At 64.0% G+C, this 705-nt stretch carries 1 protein-coding gene; it reads right to left on the bottom strand.

Going from position 1 to position 705, the window contains the following annotated elements; translation table 11 throughout:
• Positions 1–446: transposase (locus Q1B08_RS21600; protein ID WP_299823472.1), on the bottom strand; the 446-nt coding region annotated here is incomplete at its 3' end.
• Between the last annotated feature and the right edge of the window lie 259 nt (positions 447–705).

The following is a 705-nucleotide window of genomic DNA, read 5'->3' as shown; positions in this document are numbered from 1 at the left end:
CGGAAGGAAATGGACCGAAACCCCCGCTTGATCATCACGGATACTCGGGACATCGCTGCGCGATGCCCTGCCGGGCAGTGCATGGCCTGCACCAGATCATCGACGGCGCGGGGGGAGACGCCGTGGATGCAAGCCTCCTGGACGACCGCCATCAGCGCCCGCTCGGCCGTCCGGCGCGGCTCGAGGAAGGCTGGGAAGTATGATCCTTTCCTGAGCCTTGGAATGTTCAGGTCGATCGTCCCGGCCCGCGTATCCCATCGGCGCGACTGGTAGCCGTTGCGCTGGTTCTCCCGATCCGGCGTTCGCTCGCGGAGGCCGGCACCGCATACGGCACCCACCTCGATATCCATCAGCCGCTGCGCCGCATCCTGGATCAGCTCACGCAGCAAATCGGTGTCGTCGCTCTTGGCGATCGCCTCCGGAAGGTCGATCATGGTCGCGGTCATCGTGCTCTCCTTCGTTGTCCTCAGTCGTCGAACAACCTCAGACTACGAAGACGCACGGTGACCGCCAGTCCGGCCGCGCGCTGCACCGAGCCAAGGGCTCCGCGACCGGCCTCCCACACCACCACCGGGGGCACTATCCGAACTTCCGTAACCGACATTGGCGTGCAGGCAGGACGACAGACACAGACACCTACTTTCCAGAGACCCTGCCGCGCGCTATCTTCCTTATATGACAATGCCGTCTTCATCGAAGCCACAG

Source organism: uncultured Jannaschia sp., from assembly GCF_947494025.1.
Taxonomy (GTDB): domain Bacteria; phylum Pseudomonadota; class Alphaproteobacteria; order Rhodobacterales; family Rhodobacteraceae; genus Jannaschia.
The sequence above is the reverse complement of the archived record's forward strand: the minus strand, read 5'-3'. Positions and strand labels throughout refer to the sequence as shown.